At 55.6% G+C, this 21,514-nt stretch carries 14 protein-coding genes; 5 read left to right on the top strand and 9 right to left on the bottom strand.

What is annotated here, in order from left to right:
- Positions 1 to 58 precede the first annotated feature (58 nt).
- Positions 59 to 580 (top strand): hypothetical protein, encoded by a 522-nt coding sequence (locus ACR3ZL_RS23860; RefSeq protein ID WP_473650588.1) that lies wholly within the window; start codon positions 59 to 61, stop codon positions 578 to 580.
- Between the two features lie 215 nt (positions 581 to 795).
- Complete coding sequence (gene trpA / locus ACR3ZL_RS23855; RefSeq protein ID WP_486173022.1) at positions 796 to 1,629, top strand: tryptophan synthase subunit alpha; 834 nt, start codon at positions 796 to 798, stop codon at positions 1,627 to 1,629.
- A 67-nt stretch (positions 1,630 to 1,696) separates the two neighbouring features.
- Here the strand turns inward: trpA and ACR3ZL_RS23850 are convergent, their stop codons facing one another.
- The 4 genes from ACR3ZL_RS23850 to ftsY form a co-directional block, all read right to left on the bottom strand.
- On the bottom strand, positions 1,697 to 3,256 hold the full coding sequence (locus ACR3ZL_RS23850) for a c-type cytochrome (RefSeq protein WP_486173021.1): 1,560 nt from the start codon (positions 3,254 to 3,256) through the stop codon (positions 1,697 to 1,699).
- Between the two features lie 180 nt (positions 3,257 to 3,436).
- Positions 3,437 to 4,591: a hypothetical protein gene (locus tag ACR3ZL_RS23845; RefSeq protein ID WP_473650592.1), complete on the bottom strand. Its 1,155-nt coding sequence runs from the start codon at positions 4,589 to 4,591 to the stop codon at positions 3,437 to 3,439.
- A gap of 340 nt (positions 4,592 to 4,931) precedes the next feature.
- Positions 4,932 to 5,513: a MiaE family protein gene (locus tag ACR3ZL_RS23840; RefSeq protein ID WP_473650593.1), complete on the bottom strand. Its 582-nt coding sequence runs from the start codon at positions 5,511 to 5,513 to the stop codon at positions 4,932 to 4,934.
- 5 nt (positions 5,514 to 5,518) lie between these two features.
- Positions 5,519 to 6,586, bottom strand: a complete 1,068-nt coding sequence (ftsY, locus tag ACR3ZL_RS23835) for a signal recognition particle-docking protein FtsY (protein WP_473650594.1) — start codon at positions 6,584 to 6,586, stop codon at positions 5,519 to 5,521.
- Positions 6,587 to 6,940: 354 nt separating this feature from the next.
- Between ftsY and ACR3ZL_RS23830 the strand changes: the two genes are divergently transcribed.
- Entirely contained in the window at positions 6,941 to 10,852 is a 3,912-nt protein-coding gene (locus ACR3ZL_RS23830) for a protein kinase domain-containing protein (RefSeq protein WP_486173020.1), read from the top strand.
- 45 nt (positions 10,853 to 10,897) lie between these two features.
- Here the strand turns inward: ACR3ZL_RS23830 and ACR3ZL_RS23825 are convergent, their stop codons facing one another.
- Together ACR3ZL_RS23825 and ACR3ZL_RS23820 are read right to left on the bottom strand one after the other, a co-directional pair.
- Positions 10,898 to 11,848: a ribose-phosphate diphosphokinase gene (locus ACR3ZL_RS23825; protein WP_473650596.1), complete on the bottom strand. Its 951-nt coding sequence runs from the start codon at positions 11,846 to 11,848 to the stop codon at positions 10,898 to 10,900.
- Positions 11,841 to 12,581 carry a sugar phosphate nucleotidyltransferase gene (locus ACR3ZL_RS23820; RefSeq protein WP_473653469.1) on the bottom strand — a complete coding sequence of 247 codons (741 nt, stop codon included), beginning with the start codon at positions 12,579 to 12,581 and terminating at the stop codon, positions 11,841 to 11,843. The genes ACR3ZL_RS23825 and ACR3ZL_RS23820 overlap by 8 nt, the downstream gene beginning before the upstream one ends.
- 788 nt (positions 12,582 to 13,369) lie before the next feature.
- Between ACR3ZL_RS23820 and ACR3ZL_RS23815 the strand changes: the two genes are divergently transcribed.
- A complete protein-coding gene (locus tag ACR3ZL_RS23815; protein WP_473650597.1) occupies positions 13,370 to 13,708 on the top strand; it encodes a flagellar biosynthesis anti-sigma factor FlgM in 339 nt (112 codons plus the stop codon).
- Here the strand turns inward: ACR3ZL_RS23815 and ACR3ZL_RS23810 are convergent.
- On the bottom strand, positions 13,691 to 13,816 hold the full coding sequence (locus ACR3ZL_RS23810) for a hypothetical protein (RefSeq protein WP_473650598.1): 126 nt from the start codon (positions 13,814 to 13,816) through the stop codon (positions 13,691 to 13,693). The two genes, ACR3ZL_RS23815 and ACR3ZL_RS23810, sit on opposite strands and share 18 nt — an antisense overlap.
- Positions 13,817 to 13,930: 114 nt before the next feature.
- The gene (locus ACR3ZL_RS23805) at positions 13,931 to 14,944 is read right to left on the bottom strand and encodes a sugar phosphate isomerase/epimerase family protein (protein ID WP_473650599.1); all 1,014 of its coding nucleotides are present in this window, start codon (positions 14,942 to 14,944) and stop codon (positions 13,931 to 13,933) included.
- A gap of 311 nt (positions 14,945 to 15,255) precedes the next feature.
- Here ACR3ZL_RS23805 and ACR3ZL_RS23800 point away from each other — a divergent pair, with 311 nt between their 5' ends.
- Positions 15,256 to 16,152 carry a hypothetical protein gene (locus ACR3ZL_RS23800; RefSeq protein WP_486173019.1) on the top strand — a complete coding sequence of 299 codons (897 nt, stop codon included), beginning with the start codon at positions 15,256 to 15,258 and terminating at the stop codon, positions 16,150 to 16,152.
- Positions 16,153 to 16,252: 100 nt separating this feature from the next.
- Here ACR3ZL_RS23800 and ACR3ZL_RS23795 read toward each other — a convergent pair whose 3' ends face one another.
- A complete protein-coding gene (locus ACR3ZL_RS23795; RefSeq protein ID WP_486173607.1) occupies positions 16,253 to 21,385 on the bottom strand; it encodes an SdrD B-like domain-containing protein in 5,133 nt (1,710 codons plus the stop codon).
- Between the last annotated feature and the right edge of the window lie 129 nt (positions 21,386 to 21,514).

Here is a 21,514-nt window from a genome sequence, read left to right as displayed (position 1 = left end):
TCGCTCGATGCCACGTTTCTGTCGAACAGTGATCGGAAGAGGCAGAAGATGTGAAAGCGTGCCGGTTGCGAAAGATTTTCTAAAGATTGGGCCTGATCCGGTCGATCAGACTGAAATGAAAGCCAGTTGTCCTTACCGAAAGTCGCCGGCACCCGTTTTGATGAATCGGGCTGGTCTGTTGCGTTCGGTGCACCAAATGGCGTGCGTGTTGATTGTCCTAGCGTGTTTGGCCTCTACGGGGTGTCTCGCGTTAGGGATTCCCAGTCAGCGACTGCATGATCCGGATGATCAAGGCGGAATTCTGGGCGATTGGAAACGCTCCAAAGCTCGAACGCCCGCGGAAATTACAGCCGAGCTGGTCGCTGAAGGTGCGGTGATCAAGTGTGCTGACGGGACATGCGGCAGCGGGACGCATCCAGGTTATTTGGATGACTCCTGTCTCGACGGACCGCCCGCGATGGACGTGGATCCAATCACGGGTGGTTGTCTCAGTTCAGCGGAAGAGCCTCCTGAGGTTCCTTGGCCGAAGTATCATCCATTGCCCACCCGGCCCGTATTCGGATCGCCCTACCCGAATTGACTTGGTTGCCGGCTGACTCGGTTGCCAGCCGGTTGCGTGGACGGCCTGGTCGTGTTGCCCGCTTTGCTGCGTCGCCTGGATGGCTTAGTTGTTTAGTCGCTGGATGCCTCAGCCACTCGACGCCTAAGTCATTTGAATTAGGCGTGTTGTGAGAATTCGCGTGGCGATCTAATCTTTTGGGCCTTCGTCACACCGATTCGTTCTAGGTACCCGGCATGTCCGATCTCTCGCGTTTGTTCGATCAACTTCGCAGCCAAAATCGCAAGGCACTGATGCCATTCGTCACCGCCGGTGACCCTGATATCCAGACGACCGCCGCCGTGGTGGCTGCGGCCCGGGAAGCGGGAGCGGATTTGTGTGAAATCGGGGTTCCGTACAGCGATCCGATTGCCGACGGTCCCGTCATTCAAGCCTCTTATCAACGGGCGCTCGAATCCGGTTTCCATTTGAAAGATATCTTTGGCCTAGGCGACCAGCTTTCCCAAGGCGACACGGCCGAAATGCCCAAGGTGACGATGGTCAGCTACTCGATCATCTACCGGGTCGGCATGAAATCTTATGTTGAGCGAGCGATGAAGGCCGGCTACAGCGGTGCGATCGTGCCCGACTTGTTGATTGAAGAAGCCGCACCATTGAGTGCCGTGTGCCAGGAAGCGGGATTCGACTTGATCCAATTGGTCACGCCAACGACGACCCGCGAACGTCAAAAACGAATCGTTGAACTGACCACCGGGTTTCTGTATTACGTTTCCGTCACTGGGATTACTGGCGAACGTTCCGCTTTGCCATCGGAAATTGTCGACAGCGTGTCTTGGTTGCGAGATCAAACGGAACTGCCGGTATGCATCGGCTTCGGCATCAGCAGCCCGGAAACCGCAGCCCAGCTCGCGCCGATATCGGATGGTTTGATTGTGGGCTCGGCGATCGTTCGTCGAATGGCGGAAGCGGCTGCCTCGGCCAAGGAAGCTGGTAAGGATCCGGTCGCATCGGCTGCTTCGGAAGTGAAAGCATTTTGTCAAAAGCTTCGAACGGCCATCGATAACGCATAAGCGGTCGAGCAATTCGATCCTTACGATGCGTTTGCGTGGATCGACATGCGGACTGTTTACAAACGTTTTAGAGCGTCTTCAAATATTCCAAGACGGCACGTTTTTCATCTTCAGACAGGACGTTGGGATAGGTGTGTCCCGCGGCTGATTTTCCAAATCGGCGCGTGTCGAAGTAGCTCCGCCGGACGGCGACGTCGGGATTTTCCAGCGGTACTCGTTTGGCTGGTTCAACGGTCAAGCCGACTTTTGACTCGTCTATTTGCTCGCTCGTGCGGTGCCAGATTTCCGGTCGTTGTTCTGGATGCAAGACATCCCATAAAGTTGGGACGCTGCCATTGTGAAAGTACGGTGCGCTGGCCCACACACCGTCTAGCGGTGGGGCGACATAGCCAGCCGGATTTACGATCGTTGTTTGCTCATCAGCCAAGCCTGCGTTGGCGAACCAGCTACGGGCATACTTTTCCCGACCGGCCACGGGCAGTGCCTGGTAACGAACTGGGTCGGTTCCGATCTCATCAATTGGGACGGTTTCATTTGGATACGCCGCAATAGCTTCTGTCTCATTGTCGTGACCGTAAGCGCCGTGGCACTGCGAACAATTCTGTTCAAACAAATGCTGTCCGGTACTCGCCAGTGAACGATCGATGGGATGCGGGTACTTCGGCGGACGCAGGGACGAAAGGTACGCGTAAATATTGCGGAAGTCGTCCTCATGCTCCGTGAAAAAATCGGGCCCGTGTTCAGGCACCAGCATGAATTGCATCAATCCACGATGCCCTTTTTGAGCAAAACCATCGATGTAGAGATAAGGCCGCTTATAGAAGTGCCACCAAGGTGGTGCGTCCATATCGTGGTGTGTGAACGACGCAGGCGGCTTTTCGATGACTTCCAACTCAGCATTGCGGAAATGCATTAGTCCCATGCCGAAGACGACCGCGTTGGTGGTGCCGTGCGTCGTGCCCAGCGGAATGACCAACGACCCAAGGTCCATTCGCGTCATGGGCTGGCCGATTCGGAACTTCGTACCGCGGACCTCTTCAGTCATCGTTTGTAAGGCGAACTGATTATTGGGCGCTCCCGGTGTCGGGACGCCGTACACCGAGCCGCCATGGCATGAAAAACAGTTCATGGTCCAGTCGCCGTTATCGGACACGACATACTGCAGCGGTTTGCCCAGTCCGTCCGCGTCGGAACCCGGTCCGTCCGAATCGGAACCCGATACGCCCGCATCGGAATCTGGGCCGGCCGCGTTTGAATCATGCCCAGGCCTAGGCGTTAAGCCATATCGCTGGAACACCATTCTTTGTCGCTGGCCAGCGGTGGCTGATTCGGCTTGGCTGCGAACGGGTTCAGGCCAACTTCGCCAAACCTGATCAATCACCTTTTGATTGAAATCCGAAGGCAAGAACGGCGTCTGGGTTAGCAATCGATAGCCCTCCGCAGGGTCGCCTGCGGTGTCCGGGGTGCTTGCCGAAGTTGCATGTTCGCTGGCGTGAGCGACGGTTTTAGATGACGCAACGGTGATCGCGGCAACCAGCACGATTGTAGATAAGAAGACCTGCACTGCTACCAAAGTTGTTGAAGCGACAGTTGCTGGCTTAGTCGATGCCGTGGCGAAGCGAAGCATGAGAATCAGCGAATCGATGAGGAAGATAAAGGAAGGACGCAGGGTCGTACTTCTCTATCTTATGGGGCCGGCTATCGGCATGCTGTCCGAACCGGCGATTCGCTTGTTAAAGCTGGCTGAAGGTCGAACGCAGGGCCGAACTTACCGGTAGCTGATTCGGCGAGTTCGGCAGGCTTCGAGCTACTGTTGGATCGAAGTCTTCACCCAATCATTCAATTGAAAGTTGGACGATGAGTCAGCGAGCTTTTGGGTTTCCAAGCGTTGTAGCTTTCGTCGAGCGTCGCAGTAGTCCAGAGCCACGACTCGCAATTCCGTAGGAAGCTTACGAATGACAGGGTCGGTGTAAGGGTCTGCATTTTGGAAGACCAGACGATCCACCCAAGCTCCGTTGGGAGCTTCACTTTCGATGTCGATTTTTGCAGCGACGTGGCGAAGCAATGTTGACAGCGAGTGGGTAGCCGAGACGGTTCGCACCTTGCTGGCTTCGTTTCGCATAACCTGTTCCGTGTCGGCCATCGATTTAGCTAGACGCCATGCCACGGGGTCGCCCTCGGCATGCACGGCGACGGAAAATCGACCCTGACCGATAGGATGCACTCGATTCAGGTCGTCACCCAACACAGGAATGCTGGAGAACTTGCTCGATGACGATGAACGTCCCAAAGCAACAACCGAGACATCCAGTAGGCCGGCGCGGAAACCGACGGGTACTTGGAAAGTTACCTTGAACTCTTTCTCGCCTTCGAGAACCTGGGTCGAAGTCCAACGCAACTTGTAATAAACGCCACGGCCTCGCTCGATTGTTCCCGATGCGGTCACGGCATGCAGCGGAGCTTGGCGGCGGTACTGGACCGTTTCGCCTTCCTTTTGGTTTGTGTCAAATCCCGCATGAGCTCCACCGAGTTGCAGCGGTGTGGCGTCGAACGACATGCCCAGCGAGTTGACTTGCTCGTCAACTTGTTTGACTTCGATCGGTCCGTCGTAGTCGCTAGCGGTTTCCGTTCGTGGGGCATAGTCAACGACTTGCCAAGATGCATCGCGGGGCACGCAGCGAATCATCCAACGATCGATATCAGGCACCTTTTCACCCGACACCAATGATGACAATCGCAAAGCAACTTGTACGGTGTCGCCGTTGCCATAAGCGGGCGAAGATGCTTCGCTTAACGTGGTGACTGGGATCGCGACTGCGGTCGGCGGCAAGTCGAAAGAGATTACGTGGCCGTTGGCAGCGAACGTGGTCGATGGGGAGATGCCCCAAGCGATGCTGGCCAGCAAGAGAGTTGTGGCCGAAAAGTGTGATGCCGAAAAGTATGCGAATTTGATAGCGTTCATTGAGGCGTCCTCCGTTCCGAAACAGTTGGCTGCGGTGCCGTGTTTTTGCTGAACCGAATGGTTAGCGAATAACGTGCCAGATCGTCTAGCGGGCATCCGATCCGTCTTGGATACGGGCTGTCATGTTTTGCGGGTGCGATGCAAATCGCGGCGACAGCGATGCCATCATGCATGGTCAACGCCGACTGGCAAGCGACGTGTGGGAGTGCATGGTTTGTGCATCAATTCGCCTTGGTGGCCGTGAAACAATTGCCGCTTGCAAAATCATTCTGAATCGCGAGCTTGAGATTTGATGGACCGAACGATTGATGAGTGAATGCTAGTGCATCCGTGAAACTCGCTAGGAATGCATCCGTGGCAGTTCGCTACCGGTTGCGATAATGTCCGATTCCAACTTAGACAGTTGGTCCAATCTTTCGCGTATCACTTCGCGAGATGCAAAGTGTTCCGCAAGGCGAACATAAGTGGTGTGATGACGTGCTTCGCTTTCGAACAGACTGGCGTAAAAGTCCGCAAGTTCGGAATCGCGGTCACGGATGTGTTCGGCTAACAAGGAAAATCGTTCGCAGCTACGGGCTTCGATCAGCGATGCGACTAATAACCGATCGATTCCGCGTTCCGGTTCGGTAGGCCGAATCAAGCGATTCAGTTCACGTCCGTATGGGCCAACGGCCAATCGGCGAAAGGGGATGTCCCGTTTGTTCAGGATTTCGATCACCATAAAGAAGTGTTCAAGCTCTTCTTCCACAATGGTCGCCATCTCGCGGCACAGTTCGATGTTCTCGGTGTACGCGTTCATCAAGTTCATTGCCGTCGATGCCGCTTTGCGTTCGCAGTGGGCGTGATCGATTAGCAGTTCATCTAAATGGGCATCGACGTGCAACAACCAACGCTGAGCCGATTGCGATTTCAAATGAAGCATCCGACCTAGCCCTTCAGCAACGCATCGGCAAACGAGTCGGGATCAAAGGCAGCCATGTCTTGCATGCCTTCGCCCAATCCAACGAACTTGACCGGCAACTGAAACTGATCGCGGATAGGAAGCACGACGCCACCCTTGGCGGAACCATCGAGCTTGGCCAAAACAATTCCGGTGCAACCAGCGGCTTCACTGAAACCCTTGGCTTGGCTAATCGCGTTTTGGCCCGCGGTCGCATCCAGCACCAGCAATACTTCGTGAGGAGCGCCGGGGATTTTCTTTTCAATCACGCGGCGGATCTTTTGCAACTCCTGCATCAAGTTCTTTTGAGTTTGCAAGCGACCTGCGGTATCGATGATTGCGTAGTCCGCTTTGATCTCCAATGCCTTTTCAACCGTCTGATAGGCGATGCTTGCGGGGTCCACGCCGCTGTTGCCTTTGACTATTTCGCAACCGATTCGCTCTGACCAAATCGTCAATTGCTCGACGGCGGCGGCCCGGAACGTGTCACCGGCACCCAATACCAGCGAATACCGAGCGGCGCGTAGGTAGTGGGAAAGCTTGCCGATCGAGGTTGTCTTGCCGCTGCCGTTGACGCCGACGACCAAAATCACGGTCGGTCCCGATTTGGCTTTCGCAAGGTCGCCATCGTCTTGGCGAAGTTGCGAACGGATCTCTTCGGTGATGGTCTGGATCACATCGTCCAGCTCAACAACTCGGCCGCGGTACTTCTTGGCGACCTCATCGCGAATCAGATTAGCGGGCTTGGTGCCCATGTCGGTGCGAATCAGGCGGGCGAATAGCTCACTAAGGAACTCGTCGTCGACCAGCCGGCCAGCACTTTTGAAAAGGTCACGAATGTCGGTGCCCAGCACGCGGCGTGTCTTCTGCAGACCGCCGGTGATTTTGGAGAACACGCCACCGCCCTTGGCGGCCGGTTCCGGGTTTGCCGAACCAGAGTCTTGCGTTTCAGCAGACGATGGGGTCTGCGACTCCGATTCGCTGGGCGATTGAGCCGCCGATGCAGGGTCGTTGACGGGGTCGGTTGTCGATTTTTTAGAACGCCAAAACGCCATTGGGGTCATTCTTACGGGGTGATCGGTTGGTTTCCTAGATTGTGCCGCGCCACCGACGAAATCACCACCCACCCAAAACAGAACGCTCGACGATGAAGGCTGCGTTTCACCGAAACAGGCTCAAATGGACATTTGGTCTGTCGAAAAGCGGCAGAATGTCTTCGTACGTCATTTTTGCCCTCGGTTGAATGTGTGGGGCAAATGTCAGGCAATCTTTTTTGTCACAATTGTCGCCCGTGGCGGGCTGGCCGCGGACCGCTAAACTGGTTGGTGGCTAGGATGGCGATAGAAGTCGGCCTGGGTTGGCCGGCATTCGTTCTTTGATGGTGACACTCAAGGCGTCCGGTTCGACCGATGACGGTGCAAATTCAACGCGGACTCGAGATCGTTCCCGGCTACACGCTCGTGCGCCGCGTCGGTTCCGGTATGGCCGGCGAGGTCTGGGTGGCTCGCGCGTCCGGCGGAGTGCATGTCGCGATCAAGATCATTCGCGATATGGCGATGGTCGGTTCGAAGCGTGAGCTTGGCGCTTTGCGGATTGTTCGCGAAGTCAAACACACCAATTTGTGCCCGCTGATTGGCGTTTGGTTCTTTGATCGCGATGGCGAACTGCTTAGTAATGCGGCAACGGACGAAATTCTGGGCCGAGAATCTTCGCTGGTTGATACGGAATTTTTAGCGACTCAAGACACGCCTGGCGACGAACTTCGCGAAACACGCTCAATCGAATTGGTTGGCAAGGGCGACTCGGATGCTGGAGATGATTTGGGCGTTAGCGGGGGCGACAATGAAACACCGTCCAAGTCACTCGAGCTGCCCAACGAAGCTCGCCAGATGGTGGTCGCGATGGGGTTGGGCGATCGTACGCTGCATGACCGCTTGGTGGAGATGCGTGCGCCGGACAACATGCCGGAGGAAGGAGATCCGATGCACCTGCCCGGTGGGATCCCTGTTAAGGAGCTGCTTCGATATATCGAAGGTGCCGCGTCGGCAATTGATGAGTTGAATCTCAATCACGACATTTATCATTGTGACATCAAGCCGCAAAACATCTTGATCGTCGGCGGTAACGCACAGGTATGTGACTTCGGTTTGGCTCGACGAGTCCAGGAGTCGCGAAGAACCCAACTCGCGATCGGGACGCCTGCCTATGGCGCTCCGGAGATGTTGTTTGACCAAACGTATACGAAGACGATCGATCAGTATTCGCTAGCGATCACCTATTACGAACTTCGCACGGGCAAGCTTCCTTTTGAAACGAGCCGGCGATCAACGTTCTTGCGGGCGAAGGCAAACGGAGAGCTGCAGTTAACGGACTTGCCAGCGGCGGAGCAGGCCGTGATGGAGCGGGCAACGCAACTGGATTCCGAAGAGCGATATCCCACGTGCATGGCCTTCGTCGAAGACCTAACCCAGGCAATCCAAACACCGGATCCAGCGGATTCGCCGAAGGGAGCGGCGATCGGAATGGGAAGACGATTGACCGGTGCCGGTCTGTTGCTTGGATTGGTTTCAATGGCTGCATTTTCGAGCCAATGGTATCGGGAACAACCTGCGGATGCTGACCGCGAAGCGAACCTAGGCGGGAACGGATATCTCGATGGCAGCGAGGTCACGGCCGCAGAGTTGGACGTGCCGGTTTCCATTACGCCGCCACCGGATGACTCAAAGGTGAGCGACGTGAACGCTAGCGAGATAATTGCTAGCGATGCAAATACTGGCGAGTCCGTCGTTCGCGATGTGGACTCGACCATTGTTCCGCAACCAGAATCGATGGACGCAAATACGAATCCCGACGCGTCGGTTATGACAAGCCCTTCGCGTGAACCTGGCGCGGAAGCGGTTGCGGCGAAAGAAGAGCTTTTCGCGAAGGAAGCGGAAATCGACATGGGCGAGCCGGATGTGGTCACTGAAGTTGATACGGAACCGGAAACCACCGTCGAGCCGAAAATCGAAACTGACGTCGCTGGTCATGTGGAAGTGGCGTCAATGGAGCCGACGACTTCGGTCTCGTTGGACGAGCCTTCTGAAGAGCCAGCGATTGGCCCCGAGTCAAAAACGATTGAGCCTGAGTTGCCGGTTGAGCCTACGTGGGAAGATTTAGTCGCCGAGGCGTCCAAGCAAGCTGAGCAGGTCGTTGAATCGCAGCGCGTATTGGATAAGTTGCCAATCGGTTCGGACGAAGCGAAGCAAGAACGCCTACGTCTGGGCAAGTTGATTGCCACACTGGCCGAAAAGCGGCAACCCCCTAAGACGGCGGTGGCGAACGATATTGGTGGTCCGATGGAGAATTCTTCGGGAAAAGGTTCTAAGCCGTTAAGTGGGTTTGATTTACTTGCACCGGAGTTAAGACAGGAAGCGATCACTGTTGCGGGTTTTGTGAGTTGGGACAACCGTCAAACCAGCCAAGCGATCCGGCACTGGATTTCATTGCAAGATGAATCTGGATTAACGAACAACGTGCCTTCGATTTGGCGGAATCGTGTAGCAGATCACGTGATGGATTGGTTAATCGACGGTTCCGGCGTGACGGACGATGATGTCGGTAAGCTTCGCTATGCTAAGCGAAGTAAGCCTGCCAGCGGCGTGTTGAACTTGTGCAGTCGGTTCACACCCGACTCGGCTGAGTACCGCGGACGGATACAGAAAGAGCGACTGCATTTAGCGGCAGCGCAAGACGACGTGGCTTTGGGTTTGAAAATCTGGGAGCAACTAACATCAGATTTCGGTCTGGTCATTCCAAATGATGTGACACCGCAGATGGGATTGGCATTGGCGAAGTTGACGACCGCTCGGCTGAAACAAACGCTCACGACCGCACAGCGGATTGAGATTGTTGGACATCGGGTGCTGGCATCGGTGCAGATGTGCCGCGTGGTGGACGGTAAGTCTGATGTGGATGATGCGTCGGGGATCGATGCAGACGAGTTTGATCCGGAAGCTGACCTGCAGTCGACGCTGCAAGAGCTTCTTAAAGTAATTGACATCCCGCAGGACAGACCGCCTGTCGTTCCATCGGCATTGCAGACCGGTGTGCTGGCCGACTTCTGTACCCGTTACGTGGATCGGGTGACTGCACTGCCGGCTGCTCAGGGGCATCAGGATTTTTTGCAGCGGTTGAGGCATGTTGAGATATGTGCCGCGATAGCATCCAAGCTATCGGATGATCCGGTAAGCTCGACCACCATGCGGCTGTTTGCCAGTGAAGCTTTTTTGCAGTCGCTTTATGAGCAAACCGATGACGTCCCGGTCGACACCTTGGTTGGCCGCCTGCGAGCGTATGCCGAACCGCTTAACACCAGCACTTCGTCAGTCGAAACGTGGTTTGTGCTTGCCCGAACCGAAGACCAGAACGGGGCGTTGGCAAGAGACAAGTCAAGCATGCGAGAAGCGTATCAGCGAGCTCGAACGCTGTATTCGCAGGTCATCGATGATCGTGCGACCGCCAAAGATTTGCGTGGCAGTGCAGCCCGGTGCCGAGCTCACATGTTGACGCGGCTTGCCGCGATCAGTGATGCCGACGAGCAGGCCGATTTGCTTAAACACGCCGCTAGTGATGCGGCACTCAGTTTGGAGCTGCCGCAGCGATGGCATCAAGATAATGATGACCGATTGATGACCGCCGCCGAAGTGAACTTGTCGATGGTTCGGCTGTTGACCGATCTTGATACGAAAGCGAAGCAGGATCTACTGGACGATGCCGATCAGTTTTTGGCTCAAGCGATCGCTGAACGAGACAAACGTGATTACTCATCGAATCCGCAAACAACCTTGCGGCTGAATGGCTACCTGCTCGACTTACTTCATTCGCCAGCCGGGGCACGCCGAGATACCATCCAAGCGAAGACGCTTGATTGGATGGATCGGCACTCGGTAGCCGATGTGGTGAAGCCAACCACCAAAGTGGTGCGAACGATCGAGTCGAAGTCAACGCGTTTACAATGCCATTGGCACTGCATGTGCGCGATGGTACTGGACGTGATCCAACGACCTGGACCGGCTATGCAGCATATCGAGCACGCCTATCACATCGCTAAGCAGCGACTGGACAACACCGACGATCGTCGGCACTTCGCCACCTTGATTCTGGTGCAACTGAAAAGTCCGGTTCTGTTCCAGAGCATTGCCAAACACAATCGCCCTGATCCCAAGCTTGTCGTCGAGTTGAGCGAGCTGCTGCACACGATTGTCGACCCGATGCCCGGTTTCCAAGATAAAAAAGCCGGGTATTTGAGAGAACTGCAGGCAATGTCGCAAACCAAATAAGTTTGCGAGGTCAGTAAGTCTTTGGCCGGTCAGCCGATAGACGGTCTATCGTTCGCGAAACAATTCGCTGATCGACTGGTCGTGGTGGATCCGTTTGATCGCTTCGGCCAACAGTGGTGCGACAGATAGTTGGACTAAGTTCGGCAACAACTTATCGCCCGAGACTGGGATAGTGTCGGTCACGGTGATCGAATCAATGGGTGCTTCACGCAGACGCTCGATCGCCGGGCCACACAGGACGCCGTGGGTGCAAGCGATGTGAATTTCCTTGGCACCGGCTTCGTGGACCAGTCGTGCAGCTCCGCAGATAGAACCAGCGGTGCTGATCATGTCGTCGAACATCAACGCCACCCGGCCTTCGACGGGGCCGCCGATGATCGTGCTTTGTCGAACTTCCAACGCGTTGGATCGACGTTTGTCAACGATGGCCAGCGAGCCACCGAGTCGTTTGCCGTGGCCGACGGCTCGTTTGATGCTACCCTCATCGGGGCTTACAACAACGATTTCGTCACCTTCAAAACGGCGGCTGATGAAGTGGTCATTGATGACGGGGGCGGCGTAGAGGTGATCCACCGGAACGTCAAAGAACCCTTGAATCTGAGCCGCGTGCAGGTCCATTGTCAGGACTCGGTCGGCACCCGCGCGAGTGATCAGGTTGGCGACCAGTTTGGCGGTAATCGGCACCCGGCCTTCATCTTTTCGATCTTGGCGAGCGTAGCCGAAGTACGGAATCACGGCCGTGATTCGCTCCGCACTGGCACGCTTGCAGCAATCGATCATGGTCAACAACTCGATCAAGTTGTCGTTTACCGGTGGACACGTCGATTGCATCAAAAAGACGTCGCGTCCGCGAACGTCTTCGTCGAGCTTGCAATAGTTTTCACCGTCAGGAAACTGGCCCAGCGAGATGCGGGCAGGTTTCAAGTGCAGGTGGCGGCAAAGTTTTTCGGCGAGATCGGGGTTCGCACGACCGCTAAAGATTTTCAGTTCACGCATAACCCATCGCTCGCATCGTTTGGTCGACCAGTTTCAGTTCTTCAGGATTGTTAATCGATAGCGACTCACAATCCTTGAGCACCGGCATCGCTTCGACCGGGCGTCCAGATTCTCGCAGCAGCCGAGCACAATCGGTTAAGTAGTATTCGCCTTGTGCGTTATCGTTACTGAGGTTGTCCAGAGCCCACAGTAAATCGGGAGTCGAGAACAAATAGGTGCTCATATTCACCTCTTTGGTTTCCCGCTCCGCTTCGGTGGCGTCTTTATGTTCGACAATTCCAATGAATTGCCCTTCTTCGTTTCGCAAGATGCGTCCAAGACCCTCGGGATCGTCCTTCGTTAAGGTCCCCAACAACAATGCAGGCCGAGTGCTAGCAAAGTGGCCGATCAGCGATTTGAGGCTTTCGGGCTGAACGAGCGGCGAATCGCCTGCAATCACGAGCGTGAGTCCTTGGTGACCTTGCAGGTGTTCGCGGCAGATCTGGACGGCGTGTCCGGTTCCGAGTTGCTCACTTTGCAGGGCATAGACGATGTCGGATTGGCCGCGGGTGTCCAATTCGGCTCGGACCTTATCGGCCTCGTATCCGACGACAACGATCTTTTTGCCAATTCCAGCCTTTTCGGCTGCGTCGACGACAAAGTGAATCATTGGCCGGTCGACCACACTGCACAGCACTTTAGGTAAGTCGCTGTTCATCCGTGTCCCCTTTCCGGCGGCCAGGATGACCACCATCGGATCCAAGTCCGGAGCATCTGAGGGATCGGAAGGATCTGGAGCCGAAGGTTGGGAGGTCGAAGTCATTCTATTTCGTGGGGAAAACCGAAAAATGGAAGCCGCGACCATCGTCACCTTTGGGGGCGAATCGGGCAAGGCGGTGTGTCGACGTAGTTCTGGTAAAGGGGGCCAGATGAGTGACGATTGCAGGCGAAGTTGCGATTCAAGCAAGATGGCCGGATTTTGCGGTCTGGGTGTTTTCCGGAATGGTGGTAACCAGCCCCATGAAATTTGAAAGCTGGCAGCGGCTTTTAGGCTTTTTCCAAGAAATGCATCAAATCGGCTCAAGTCGTCCCCGGCTTGCTCTTGCCTCCGGTTTCACGACGTTGGTACTGTGCGGACTTCGAACACAGGGCCTGCTTTGCCGGCTGCGGTCTTTCCGAAGACCAGGTTCTTTCCGCCAAAGAATGAAAACAGACTATAGAAATCGCAGTAAGAGAGCCGATGACATGGGTAATCTCAAACGTCTGCGCTTGCGAAGTCTCCACTGATTCTGACGGAATGCATCCTGGGACAAGGATTGCGGCGCAAATGACCGAATTGAGAATTGTTAAAACGCTCGTGTTTCGCGTGGGAATTCCCATGTGGACTAGGTGTGTTGTGACTCGGTCATTGCCAGCCCAATTCGAAAAACCGTTTCTGATCGTCCCAGAACTATTGTCACAGTTCGCCCTTTGGGTGAACGCCCATGAAGGGGTGACATCCGGGCCGGTCAGGTTCCGCCTTCCTCCCGGGAGCCAGTGAAGATGCAAATTTACGGACCATTCCGTTTATCAACGACTCAAGCCACTACCGCCGCCAAGAGTACCCAGGCCACCACGCCGGGTGCGAATCGGCTCGCGACTCCTCCAGCCGGCCAAAAGCCGTCTGCGGGGCCTATTGATCAACTTGATCTGTCCTCAGCCGCTCGTGCCAGCGAAACCGCGCCGACGAACCGGTTGCAAGAAAGCGGTGCCATCGCTGGCGGTGGAGACATCCGAATCGACCGAGTTGCCGAGTTGCGACGTCAAATCGCCGATGGCAGCTACGATACGCCGGAAAAGATGGATCTCGCCCTAGACCGATTGCTAGACGACTTGGTCTAAGCCGATCGCGATCAGGTTCGTTGTGGTCGATTCCGATGACCACAACATAAAAGAGAGTTCGCTGCCGCCGCTGATGTTTCCTGGGTGCTGCAAATTGCCATCGGCCATTTGCGATCACCTTCGGATTGGCGATGGGTTGGGCCTAACGTTGGGTTAGGCCTTACCGGTTACGCCTGCGTTGAATGCAGTTGGTGGAATGTTGGTGTCAGCACCAGTCCATTCTTATGACGACAGCGATTCAAATGATCGCAGGTCATAACCAATTCCGACATAATCGAGCACCTTACAAAGTGCTCGAGCGGCGATGCCGAATCCATCGGGGCCACTGAAGCCACCGAATTGGCCGCCACCGCGAACATGGGGTTCCAAGTCCAGGAACACGCCATCGATGCCGCGGTCGCTCATGCGTTTTTGCAGCGTGGGCAAAAAGCCCTTCAGGTCACGCAAGATTGCTTCGTGGGCGCTATCACCCCGGTCGGCTGGGACGAAGTGGCTCGCCGATTCTTCGTCGACGTGCTCAACGCGTCCGCCCAAGCTGGGATCGCTGTAATCCTTGATGTGCAACCAACCCAGTGAGGGCTTCATCGCTTGATACTGAGCATAGACTTGGTCGGGTTTGAAGCCTTGCATCACGATGTTGGCCCCATCGAAGATAGTGACCATCGCGGGATGATTGACTTTTTCGGTGATTGCGGCCAGCAGCTCGCCCGTCTGGCCGACCAGGTTGGCTTCCACTTCCAAGCCAAACGTCAGGCCTCGTGCATCACACGCTTCGGCGATTTGACCCAATTGGTCGGCAACCTGATCGATATGCTTTTCGGGAGCGGTGCCTTTAGGGTGATAGAACGAGAAGCCGCGAAGCAATTTCGAGCCGAAGGCTTCAGCTCGGTCGCAGGCGGTTTGGACGTCTTCCTTCAGGTAGGTTTCGAAGGGGATGTACTTGTTGGCCGTCCCATCGTCGACATCGGCAAGTTTGACTTTTCCAATCGGCGATCCGATGCTCGAAACGCTCAGCCCGTAGTCCGAGTGCATTTGCTGGAGTTGTTTGATTTCCGCGTCATCGAGCGCCATCACATTTTTGATTCCGTTGCCGACGTCGACAAATCGAATCGAGTAGTACTTCAAGCCAATCGCGGCCAGGGCGGCGAACTGTTCGTTGGCCTTTTTGGTGAGAGCGGATTCGTCGGCAAAACCGCTGAGCAGGACGGTCGGAGTGGTGGTGGAAGCAGATGTCATCGGGTCGCATCAAAGTGGGGAAGGAAATTCCTGGAGGTCAGCCTAGTTTGCAATATCGGGTTGCTGATGGCAATCCACGGCAGAAAGCGGCAGGATCGGCTAGCGTTGAGCGATGGGCGTCGAGCACTGGACCGTACAACGCAGCCTTGATCGCTGGATTTACCGGGGCACTTCTGAAGCGGTCCTTCGGCTACAATCGTTCCTCAATCGGAAATAGTCGTGGTCTGTCGGAAAGGTGCTTGGCGATGCAATTCAGTTGTTCACAATGTTCAACAGTTCTAAGAGTCGCTGACGGATTGGGGGGCCAGTCGGTGAGATGCCCTTCGTGTCAGTTGGTCCAGCAGGTGCCTGGGGCACCCCGAAATCAGCCCTCCGCGACTGACAATCCTGCCGCCGGTGATCCGTTCGCGGCCACGTCGGGCCAGTCCCAACGTCCTGAACAAATGGGGGCGGGGCAAATGGGCAATCCCTATTCGCAATCGCCTTCGAACCCGTACGCGTCGCCGTCTCCTGTCGCACCCTTGTCGCCCGTTGGCGAAGGAGTGATGCGCCCCACCGCGGTTGACTTTGGTGACATCATTTCGCATTCTTGGTCGGTATGGAAAGCCAACTTGGGTGTGTTGGTTGGTGCGACTGCCATCACGTTCGCAATCTCAATGGCTTTTGGGATGGTGACCTCGGTGATCGAGCAGTCTGGTCGAGCGAATGATGCAGCCATCCTGATTGTATTGGGAGCGATCCTCAACATCGTTAGCAGTTTCGTGAACATGCTGGTGGGGATTGGCATGGCACGAATTTGCTTGAATGTGGCACGCCGCCGACCGGTTCAAGTCGGAATGCTCTTCGGCGGGGCGGATGCTTTTTTGCCTGTGTTAGGGGGGACGATCTTGTTCATGATCGGCATGATCGCCGGTCTACTTTTTCTGATCATACCGGGGCTGATCTTCGCGCTTTTAGTTTGGACCTATTACTACTTGATCGTTGACCGGCAATGTGGGGTGATCGAGTCGTTTTCTCAATCCTTTGCGATGGGCAAACTGAATTGGGGGACGTCGTTCGTGATGTTCTTGATGTCGATGTTGATCTTCATCGTTGGACTATTGGCGTTGGTGGTCGGACTGTTGTTTTCGACACCGCTCGTAGGAGTCATGTTCGCGACCGCCTATGTCATGATGAAGGGCGAACTGGTCACTTCCGACCGGATGTAAAATCCCGTTGGTCTGCGATCCCGCTGGAACGCTTTGCCTCGTCTTGCATCACATTCGGATAGCAGTGCCACGCGTCACATTCGTCGATCAAACGGTTGTGTTACTCCGCCGCTTGGTAGTAACCGGGATCATCCAGATCGTTGCCGTCGAAGTCGCCCACGATTGGTTGTGAGTCGCCAGCCGGTCTCGGTACGCGAATTTGGCGATCGTTGCCCGTGATCTTACGGTCACCGTCGGTATCGATGATCCATAGATCGCCGCGGACAACGCCAATTTCGTCGAGGCCGTCACCGTCAAAGTCACCAACGATCGGCTCGTCGCCGGCACGACCGAACGTGACGGGTTGATCGTTCTTCGTCCAACGCCCGTCACCGTCTTCGTCCAGCAACCATTGCCCAGATCGGAAGACACCGATTTGATCGATACCGTCTCCGTTCCAGTCACCGGCGATTGGCGTGTCGACTTGTTCGCCGTATTGGAAAACGTGGTCAACCGCGTCGGCAAGCATCTCGCCGTCTTGCCCTCGCAGCAGCATCCGTTGTTGCTTTTCCTGTTCGGTATGCTCTTGATGCACCAGATCGATACGGTTCAGATTACGACGGCGTTTGTTAGCCGGGTCAGGTAGACCAGGGTCACGACGAATCCGCGCGGCATCGTTGTGCCAGCGTCGTCCGAAGATGCCGACATCGTCTTTGCCATCACCATCCCAATCGCCCACGACGGGACGATCCAGTTCCGTGCCCATGCGAACCCAGAGGTCGCCCGCATCCCAACTGCCATCGCCATTTAGGTCGACAAACCACTGTCCCGCGATGAACAACACCGCTTCGTCTTTGCCGTCGCCATCAAAATCACCGGTCAGTGCGGTTGCATCGCGATGGCCAAGTTGGATTGACGATTGAGTGTCGCCTTCACTGCGAAGTGATGCTGTACGTAGGGTATCGCCGCCGCTTGGCATGATTTGCCAGCGACCGTTGGAAAGGTCAACCTTCAGTAACACGTCGGGTAGTTGCCCACGTTGGCTACCCGCTTCATCGTCATGGTCCTGGCGAGCGGATGCTTGTTGAATCTGCATCCGACCATCGTAAGACGTCATGATGGCCGAGTCGCCTTGAGGGCTGTCGCCACGAGGGAAGCCGCCGTTGATAACGCTAAGGTGCCAACTGACTTCCCACTCATCCGCTGCGATCATCGGTGGTGGTGCGGCGATGAAGTCAGCGGTTCCGACGGGGCGAATCACTTCGGGGAACGTCTCGATTGGCGCTACGGGGCGAGAGACTTCTGGGGTGGGGGATTCTTCCGGCGGAACCGGTGGATCTTCAATTTTGATTTCGCTGAAGTTATTGCTTTGGCTCGCTTGACCAGGTTTGACTTGGATATTGAAAATCGCATCAAACTGTGGATCGGCGGCCGCATCCAGTCGGGAAACCAAAGTCGCGATCCCCGGTTCGCTGCTGTAGTCGGCCAAGTTGATAGCCAAGCCGCCGGTGGTGCCCGCGGTATCCAGGGAGTCAACGTAGTCTTCAGGTTGCGATTGATAGACTGAGTAAACTCGCGTAGGACGCAGGCCAACGAATTCGTAGTAGCCGTACTGGTCCGTGGTGACTTCGATGGTGCCGGTTGATCCACCCAGTTGATCGGTGGCGGCATTGATCGGATTCCCATTGAGATCACGTAGCTGCAACGTGACACCGGCAAGCCGACCGTCGTCGGGAGTCAATTGACCGTCACGGTAGTCACGAAGGTCCGACGGATCGGGAGCCTCGTTCAACAGCAATGCGTCACCATCTTGGAACACATAACCTGAGATAATGGCAGGTGGCAATTCAGGGAAGTCATAGTTCAACCCGTTGTCACCGCCCTGAAGTACGATTTGGCCAAGGAAGTCAAACGCTAATAACTTGCCCCCAAGCGTTCCGATGTTTTGGCCACCGTGGAAATACCCGTCCGGTTGCAATTCCTTAACGCTATAGGTTCCTGGTGGAAGTTCGTCAAACTCATAGCAACCGTCAGCGTCAGTTGTGGTGGTTTGAATCAGCGTTCCAGCTTCGTCGTACAGTTCGATGACAACGCCAGCGATAGGGGCTTCGTCGTCATCGAAAACAGCATCCGTGTCGACGTCGCTCCATACCTTCCCCGAGATCGACCCAGGTAGAACTTCACAGAAGTCGTAGTTCGCGAAGGACTGGCCCGCAGCGAGGTTGATTTCAGAAATCACGTCGTCAACCGAATCGTTGCCGCCACCATCGCCCGCCATTTGCGAACCTTGAAAATAGCCTTCCGGTTGAGTTTCGCGAACGGTGTAGATTCCCGAAGCCAGGTTGGTGAATTGGTAGGTGCCGTCGCTGGCTGTTTTGGTGGTCGAGACAAGCCGTCCACTTTCATCAAACAGCTCTATCGTGACACCAGCCAAGCCGGGTTCGTCATGGTCTTGGAAGCAATCGCGATCGCGATCGACGTAAACCGTCCCCGAGATCTCGGCGGGCAATCGTTCACAGAAGTTGTAGTTGGTGAGCGATTGGCCCCAAGGAATGGAGACGCTCGAAATCAGGTCGGTTTGCGAATCATCACCGCCATGGCTGCCAGCGGTTTGACCACCTTGGAAGTAACCTGAAGGCTGTGTTTCTCGGACCATGTATTCACCGGCACGTAAGCCCGTGAATTGGTAGTTGCCGTTGATGTCAGTTGTGGTCGTGGCAACCACTTTGCCTGTGTCGTCGAGCAACTCGATCAGTACGCCTTCGAGGCCTTCTTCCCCTGGATCGCGGAAGCAATCTGCATCGCGGTCCACATAAACGGAGCCTGAAATTTCAGCGGGTAGCAACTCGCAGAAATTGTAGTTCGTTAGGGTTTGGCCCCAAGGAATGAGCACATCCGAAATGCGGTCCGTGATGGAGTCGTTTCCGCCGTGGCTTCCGGCCGTTTGACCACCATGCAAGTAGCCAGCCGGTTGTGTTTCGCGGACGAGATATTCACCGGCTTCCAAGCCTTCGAATCGGTAGTTGCCGTTGGCGTCGGTCGTGGTCGTGGCAACGACCTTCCCGGTTTCATCAAGCAATTCGATCAGGACGCCTTCGAGTCCCTCTTCGCCGGGATCTTGGAAACAGTCGGCATCGCGGTCGACATACACCACACCGGACAGTTCGGCGGGCGGACGTTCACAGAAGTCGTAGTTCTCGGCGTTCACACCGGATCCCAAGCTGACCTGTTGGATCAGGTTGGTGTTGGCTACCACACCGCCTGCGGTTCCGGATTTGGCACCGCCTTCGAAATAGCCCTCGGGTTGATGTTCGACGACGCTGTAGGTGCCCGGCAATAGGTTGTCGAAACGGTACTCGCCGTTGACGTCGGTTCGAGTCGACGCCACAGTTTTGCCAGTGGAGTCGACTAGATCGATTTGAACGCCGGAAAGCGTTGACTCGTTTGCGTCTAAGACACAATCTTCGTCCAAGTCAACGTGGACGCGTCCGCTAATTGAAGCGGCTTGGCGTTCGCCAAAGTTATATTCCACCCCGTGTAAACCTTGACGCAAAACAACGTCGACCAGCGAATCGCTATCGGTGCCCTGGTTACCAACTCGTTCGCCCGCGATCGTGCCGACGGTGTCTTTTCCGTCGATGTAGCCAACGGGTTGGGTTTCGACGATGCGGTAGGTGTCTGGGGCTAAATCGGTAAACTGATACCGGCCTTCGCCATCGGAGCGAGTCGTTGCGATTTCGTTGCCGAGTGAATCGATCAGTGCCAGCACGGCCCCCGCGATCGCTTCTTCGCCGCTGTCTTGGATTCCATCGTTGTCGCGGTCGTGATAGACGACACCAGATAGCGAACCGGGAGCCGCTTCACAGAAGTCATAGTGGGTGCCAGTTCCGCCGGCCGGCAATACGATGTCACTAAGGGTTCCGCCGTCGACCGCGGTTCCTGCCGAGACGAGTACTTCGGAACTCAACGTGCGGATGTCGCCTGCATGTGAGCCGCCATCGATCAAGCCTTCCGGAGTGATCTCAACGATGCTGTAGATGCCGGTGAGCAGGTCGTCAAACTTGTAACCACCATCGTTACCGGTGTACGTGGTTTCAAGAATGTTACCGTTGCTATCTAGCAGACGGATTTCAGCATTCGCGATCGGTTGGCTATTTTCGTCTTCGTGATCGCCAAAGCAATCTTCTCCTGGATTGGCTAGGTACACGAAACCGCTAATGGAACCCAGCGGCAGTTCCCCGAAGTTGTAGTTGATTCCGCTTTCACCACCATTGAGGACAATGTCACGCAGTTCATCACCGGGATTCACGGCCGAGCCGACGATCCGGTTGTTTACCGTACCGGCGGCATCTTTGCCGTCTTGAAGTCCTTCCGGTTGATCCAGTTCGACGATCCGGTACGTCCCCGGCATGATGCCGTTGAATTGATAAGAACCATCGGCGGCGGTGGTTGTGATCAAGGGCGTTTGGGGTGCGATCGTGTCGACCGGTTCAAGCCGTACACGCACGCCACCGATGCCAATTTCGCCAGCATCCTTGGTGCCTGAATCATTGTCATCGCGATACACAAAACCGCTGACCGAAGCTGGTTGTGGTGTTTGTGTGGCGCTAGCGACCGCGGCTGCAGACCGGTTTGGCAAACTGTTGGGGTCACCACTTTCGTCCGGTGGCAAGTTAAGGCCAAATTCGGCCTGTGGATCGCCATAATCGTTTAGGAAGATCGATCCGGCGGTCGCGGCGTAGTAGTTGGGGGCTTCAAAAACGGCTTCTAAGATCGAGTCTTGGAACTCTTGTCCCGACGTGATCACGTCAAGTCGTTGATTGAATTCTTCCAGGTTGGCGAGATTACGCAGCACCTCGTCGACATCGATCGTGAAGATCAATTGATCCCCCGCTTCGAAGTCAGTCGGACGCAGGATCAATTCTTGGCCGCCATCGGCAACCTCGACGCTGACTTGTTCGGTTTGACCGTTTGCTAAGACGAACCCGTGGTATCCATTCTTTCCACGTCCACCGGCTTCGGTGTCAAAGATCGGGTCACCTACGCTGATACCGTCGCCGTCTTTGTCCGTATTGATGCGAAGCTCGGTTAGCTTGGTCCCTGGTGCACCCCCGGTAAACGAGACGATGAACCGGTCGCCTTGCGAGTCACTTCCGACATCGGATTCCAGGTAATCCGTTTCCAGATAGACCACTCCCACACGAATCGGATCGGCCGCCATCAACCGTCGGGTTTCGAGCGGTTCGACGCGCATCGATCGCGACTTTTGTGATTTCCCACTACGTGGGCTGATCGAGTCGAATAGGTTTTCAATGCATTTTAGAATCACGCTGGGCACCTCCCTGTGCCACCGGTGTGGAGTCTGTTATCGCTTTTTCGAAGC

The organism is Rhodopirellula sp. J20-39 (genome assembly GCF_057365095.1).
Note: the sequence above shows the minus strand (reverse complement) of the source record. Positions and strands in the feature narration are given on the sequence as shown.